The sequence below is a fragment of the Serratia sp. 506_PEND genome (assembly GCF_001076875.1).
GTDB classification, from domain to species: domain Bacteria; phylum Pseudomonadota; class Gammaproteobacteria; order Enterobacterales; family Enterobacteriaceae; genus Serratia; species Serratia marcescens.
This window is the reverse complement of the sequence record NZ_JVEL01000055.1, coordinates 1-5,835: the sequence shown is the minus strand read 5'-3', so window position 1 is coordinate 5,835 and position 5,835 is coordinate 1. Positions and strand designations below refer to the sequence as shown.

General features: G+C 57.2%; 6 protein-coding genes. All 6 read right to left on the bottom strand.

Translation table 11 applies throughout. The features are described 5' to 3' along the window. On the bottom strand, positions 1–679 hold a 679-nt coding region (lpxB, locus tag ADK28_RS01770; protein WP_048794717.1), incomplete at its 3' end, for a lipid-A-disaccharide synthase. Between the two features lie 3 nt (positions 680–682). Next, the gene (gene lpxA, locus ADK28_RS01765) at positions 683–1,471 is read right to left on the bottom strand and encodes an acyl-ACP--UDP-N-acetylglucosamine O-acyltransferase (protein WP_016929882.1); all 789 of its coding nucleotides are present in this window, start codon (positions 1,469–1,471) and stop codon (positions 683–685) included. Between the two features lie 3 nt (positions 1,472–1,474). Beyond that, the gene (gene fabZ, locus ADK28_RS01760) at positions 1,475–1,930 is read right to left on the bottom strand and encodes a 3-hydroxyacyl-ACP dehydratase FabZ (RefSeq protein WP_004931962.1); all 456 of its coding nucleotides are present in this window, start codon (positions 1,928–1,930) and stop codon (positions 1,475–1,477) included. Positions 1,931–2,090: 160 nt separating this feature from the next. Next, the gene (gene lpxD, locus ADK28_RS01755) at positions 2,091–3,113 is read right to left on the bottom strand and encodes a UDP-3-O-(3-hydroxymyristoyl)glucosamine N-acyltransferase (RefSeq protein WP_004931959.1); all 1,023 of its coding nucleotides are present in this window, start codon (positions 3,111–3,113) and stop codon (positions 2,091–2,093) included. Between the two features lie 3 nt (positions 3,114–3,116). Further along, positions 3,117–3,614, bottom strand: a complete 498-nt coding sequence (gene skp / locus ADK28_RS01750; RefSeq protein ID WP_004931958.1) for a molecular chaperone Skp — start codon at positions 3,612–3,614, stop codon at positions 3,117–3,119. 156 nt (positions 3,615–3,770) lie between these two features. Then, positions 3,771–5,835 (bottom strand): outer membrane protein assembly factor BamA (bamA, locus tag ADK28_RS01745; RefSeq protein ID WP_048794716.1); only part of this gene is annotated, 2,065 nt, incomplete at its 5' end.

The window sequence follows — 5,835 nt, the reverse complement described above, 5'->3', positions numbered from 1 at the left end:
CTTCCAGCTCGGGATAACGGGTGCGCAGCAGCTGCGCGGTTTTGAGGAAGTCGGCGCTCAGCATCTCGACTTCGGCGCCGCGGCTGCCCGGCAGCAAGGCCAAACAGCGCGCCTGCGGAGCGATGCCAAGCTGAGCGCGCGCCGCCAGCCGGTCGGGCTGCAACGGCATGGCGTCCGCCATGGTGTGGCCAATAAACCGGCAAGGCACGTTGAAACGATCGTAAAACGCTTTTTCGAAAGGGAGAAAGGCCAGCACCAGATCGGTGGCTTTGCCTATTTTGAAAACGCGCTTTTGCCGCCAGGCCCATACGGAAGGGCTGACGTAGTGGATGGTGCGAATGCCGCGCTGTTTGAGGCGGCCTTCCAGCGTGATGTTGAAGTCCGGCGCGTCGATGCCGACAAACACGTCCGGCCGCAGCTCACCGAAGCGGCGGGTGAGATCCTTGCGGATCTTCAACAGGCGTGGCAAGCGCTCAAGCACTTCCACCACGCCCATGACCGCCAGCTCTTCCATTTCGTACCAGGCTTCGCAGCCTTCGGCCTGCATCAGCGGGCCGGCGACGCCAACAAAACGCGCGTCGGGGATCTGCGCCTTGAGCGCACGGATCAAGCCGGCGCCGAGAATGTCACCGGAGGTTTCTCCGGCGACCAGTCCGATAGTCAATGGACGATTCGACATAACTCAGCGAATGATGCCACGGGTGGAACGGGTGAAGAAATCGAGGTATTGCTGCACCACCGGCTGTTCTTTGGCCAGGGCTTCGATTTCCGCTTTCGCTTCATCCAGCGTTTTCTCGCTGCGATACAGGATTTTGTAGGCGTTGCGGATTGCCTGCATTTCATCCTTGTCAAAACCGCGGCGCTTCAGGCCGACCGCGTTGACGCCGAACGGCGTAGCGTGGTTGCCCTGAGCGATGACGAAAGGAGGCACGTCCTGAGCGACACCGGAACAACCGCCTACCATCACATGCGCGCCGATAATGCAGAACTGGTGGATCGCCGTCATGCCGCCGATGATGGCGTGATCGTCGATTTCCACATGCCCCGCCAGCGTGGCGTTGTTGGCCAGCACGCAAGCATTGCCGACCACGCAATCGTGGGCGATGTGCACGTTGACCATCAGCAGGTTGTCGTTGCCCACTTTGGTCAGGCCGGTGCCCTGCGCGGTGCCGCGATGAATGGTCACGCTTTCGCGGATGCGGTTGCGATCGCCCACTTCAACGCGCGTCGGTTCGCCCGCGTATTTCAGATCCTGATTCACTTCGCCGATAGAGGCGAATTGATAAATCTGATTATCGCAGCCAATCTTGGTAATGCCGTTCACCACCACGTGGGATTTCAGCACCGTGCCGGCGCCGATTTCCACCTGGGAGCCGACGTAGCAGAAAGGGCCGATATGCACGTTGGCACCGATCACGGCGCCCTCTTCGACTATCGCGCTAGGATGGATAAAGGCGGTTTGGTCAATCACGGATTAAGCCTCCCGGCTGCGGGCACACATCATGGTTGCTTCGCAGACAATTTTACCGTCAACGGTCGCCACGCCTTTGAAGCGAGTCAGACCGCGGCGAGTTTTCTCGAAGGTGACTTCCATGACCATCTGATCGCCTGGCACCACAGGGCGCTTGAAGCGTGCTTCGTCGATACCGGCGAAGTAATACAGCTCGCCCGGCTCCAGTTTGCCGACGCTTTTAAACGCCAGGATACCGGTGGCCTGCGCCATGGCTTCCAGGATCAATACGCCTGGGAAAATCGGTTTGCCAGGGAAATGGCCCTGGAAAAACGGTTCATTCACCGATACGTTCTTCACCGCACGCAGATATTTGTGCTCTTCAAACTCGAGGACGCGGTCGACCAGCAAGAACGGATAACGGTGAGGAAGCAGATCCAAAATTTCTGCAATATCCAGAGTATGAGTGTCAGTAGTCAAAATACTCTTCCTGTCTCTAAAAACTGATGGCATCAACAACACGGCCTGCGCTGACCCCAAAAGGAGATCATCATGCAGGCCGCAAATTAACATCTCTTTGCGCTTTTGGTCTCACGACCAACGCGTTTCGTTTTGTACCCGCCAGGGCGGGCGGCAATGATTAGTCTTTTCCGACTTTACGTTCGACAGCTTTCAAGCGTTTGCTGATCTCATCGATATTCATCACCAACGCAGCGGTTTTACGCCAAACCTTGTTAGGCTGCAACGGAATGCCCGAAGAGTATACCCCAGGTTCGGTGATTGGTCGCATAACCATTCCCATTCCGGTAACAACAACCTTGTCGGCAATCTCCATGTGACCGTTGATCACGCTGGCGCCGCCGATCTGGCAGTAGCGGCCGATTTTCAGGCTGCCGGCCATGATCACACCGCCGGCGACGGCGGTATTGTCGCCAATCACGACGTTATGTGCAATCTGGCATTGGTTGTCGATGATAACACCATTCCCGATTTGGGTGTTATCCAAAGCGCCGCGGTCAATGGTGGTGCAAGCGCCGATTTCGACGCGATCGCCGATAATCACCGTGCCCAACTGAGGGATCTTGATCCACTCGCCGCGCTCATTCGCATAGCCGAAACCGTCCGCGCCGATCACGGTGCCCGACTGAATCAGGCAGCGCTGGCCGATTTCGACCGCATGATAAATCGTTACGTTCGCCCACAGACGCGTACCCGCGCCGATGCGTGCGTGTTTGCCGATGAAGCAGCCCGGGCCGATAACCACGTTATCGCCAAGCACCGCACCTGACTCGATCACCGCGTTCGCCCCAATGGCGACGTTCTGCCCCAGCTGCGCTTCAGGCGAGATCACCGCGCTTGGCGCGATATCCTGCGCCGGCGCCGGCGTAGTGTCCATCAGTTGCGCCATGCGCGCGTAGGTCAGATAAGGGTTTTTAACCACCAGCGCCGCAGCACGGCAGTGTGGTAAATCCGCTTCGGTAAGCACCACGGCGCTTGCCTGGCAGGAAGACAGCTGCTCTTGATAGCGGCTGTTTGACAAAAACGTGATTTGGCCAGGCTGTGCCGAATGCATAGAAGCAATGCCGGTGATGACGAGATCGCCATCACCGTGCAATTGTGCATCCAACTGCTGCGCTAAATCAGCCAGTCGAATTGAAAGCATGTGTTATTTAACCTGTTTCAGCACGTCAGCAGTGATATCTTTGGAAGAGTCTGCATAGGCAACGGCGTTGGCGTCGATCACCACGTCATAACCGCCTTTGCTGGCGACAGATTTCACCGCGTCCTGAATGCGGCTCAGGATCTTGTTACGTTCTTCCATCTGGCGACGGCGGTTGTCCTGCTCGAAAGCCTGGGCTTTCTGAGAGAACTGCTCGCGTTGCGCCATCACGTCTTTTTCCAACTTGCTGCGGTCGCTGGCTTTCATGGTAGCGCCGTCACGCTGCAGACGTTGCATTTTGGTCTGCAGGCTACGTTCCATGTTCTGGAGTTCGCTTGCACGGCCTTTAAACTCGTTTTCCAGCTGTTTAGCGACCGCTTCGCGGGCCGGCAGCTGTTGGAAAATGCTGGAGACGTTAACGACAGCGATCTTATCTGCTGCCTGAACGCCAGCTGAAGCAGCCATTGCTAAACCGAGGCCTGCGGCACACAACCACTTTTTCACTATAAACTCCTTACCATCACCCATTTGTGTCATATGACACTGAAGTACACAATTTGCCAGACTTGTCCCACCAAACAATGAGAATCATCTCCCTCTGCCGGCGGGCGCCTGGCCATTGCGATTCTTAATAACTGTTATGCCCAGAGGCGAGACCCGTTACCAGGTCTTACCGATGTTAAACTGGAACTGTTCGGACTTGTCGCCTTCGTATTTCTTGATCGGGTTGGCGTAAGAGAACACCAACGGCCCCAGTGGCGACATCCACTGCAGCGCGATACCGGCGGAAGAACGAATATTGCTGGCTTTGCTGTAGTCCGGCACGCCGTACATCAGCGTTTCGTTGGTATTCTTCCACTTGGTGTCCCACACGGTACCGGCATCGATGAACAGCGACGTCCGCACCGAGTTGGCGTACTTCTCGCTGATGAACGGCGTCGGGGTGATCAGCTCCAGGCTGGCGACCGCCATGGCGTTACCGCCCACCGCGTCATCCGAGCTACAGATGCTCTGACGATCGGTCGTGCTGCCGGCGTTGAACTGACACTGGTACGAGTTGGAGTTGTAGTACACCGCCTTCGGACCAATGGTGTTGGACTGGAAGCCGCGCACGGTGCTCGAACCACCGGCGTAGAAGTTCTCGTAGAACGGCATTTCCTTGCCGCCCAGCCCATCCGCGTAACCCAGACGGCCACGGCCCAACAGCACCCAGGTGCGATCGTCGTTGATCGGCACGTACTGTACGCTGTCCAGCGTCACCTTGTAGTATTCGTTGTCCGAGCCCGGAATGGTGACCTTGCCGTTCAACGTGGTGCGGTTACCCGAGGTCGGGAAGTAGCCGCGGTCCAGGTTGTTGTAAGTCCAGCCCAGGTTCAGCGTAAAGTCATCGGTCGAGTAGCTGGCGCGGTCGGTCTTGTTCGCATCCACGCCCATCGAGTCGAGGTAACGCCACATGGCGATCTGCGGCTGCATGTTCGACAGGCCGTTGTGGACGTAGCCCAGGCCGGTACGCAACGAGTTGTTTTCGTTGATCGGGAAGCCCAGCGTACCGTCGATACCGTAACTCTTGTTGGTATAGTCCGACAGATCCGCGTCATCCGCCTTAAAGTCGTTGTAGAAGATGCGGCCACCCAGGCTCACACCGTCAACGGTGAAGTACGGGTTGGTGACCGACAGTTCGGTATAGGTCTGGTAGTCGTTCTTGGTGCCGCTGATGCCGACCGAGTAGCCGGTACCCAACCAGTTATCCTGCTGCACGCCGGCCTGGAAGCTGACGCCGCTCTCGGTGCCGTAACCGACGCCGAAGTTGAAGGTACCGGTGTTGCGTTCTTTCACCTTGTAGGTCACATCGACCTGATCGGCGGTGCCCGGCACGCGCTGGGTTTCCACGTCAACCGTTTCGAAGTAGCCCAGACGGTTCAGACGCTCTTTGCCCTGCTCGACCTGCTCGTTGCCGAGCCAGGCGCCTTCCATCTGGCGCATTTCGCGACGCAGTACGGAATCCTTGCTGGTGTCGTTGCCTTCGAACTTGATGCGACGCACGTAGAAGCGGTTGCCCGCGTCAACGTTGACGTGCAGTTTGACGGTTTTATCCGCGTCGTTGATCTCAGGCTGAGTGCCGACGCGCGGGTAGGCGTAACCATAACGGCCCAACATCGTTTTGATGTTGTCTTCCATTTTGGTCACCTTGCTGCCGTTGTACAGCTCGCCTGGCTCAATTTTGGTGATCTGAGCGACTTCCGCCGAGTGGCCGGCCAGATTGCCGTTCACGACAACATCGGAAAGTTTGTACTGCTCGCCTTCGGTGATGTTGATGGTGATGTAGATGCCTTTTTTATCCGGCGTCAGGCTCACCTGGGTAGAATCGATGTTAAAGCGGGCATAGCCGCGATCCAGATAGAAGCTGCGCAGGGTTTCGAGATCGCCCGCCAGTTTTTGCTTCTGGTATTTGCGATCGCCGACCAGGTTCCACCACGGCACTTCATCACGCAGTTGGAAGCGTGAGATCAGTTCGTCGTTGGTGAAGGCATGGTTGCCGACGATGTTGATTTGTTGAATCTTGGCGGAGACCCCTTCCGTGAACACCAGTTTCAGGTCGACACGGTTACGCGGCAACGGCGTGACTACGGCTTTCACCGAGGCGCTGTATTTACCGACGCTGTAGTAGAAGTCTTCCAGCCCTTTTTCAATGCTGGAGATCGTGGTGCGGTCGAGCGCCTCGCCC

Bases quoted from the DNA above. Each gene is read 5' to 3' on its own strand.
- lpxD (WP_004931959.1), bottom strand. From the start codon at position 3,113: ATGCTTTCAATTCGACTGGCTGATTTAGCGCAGCAGTTGGATGCACAA.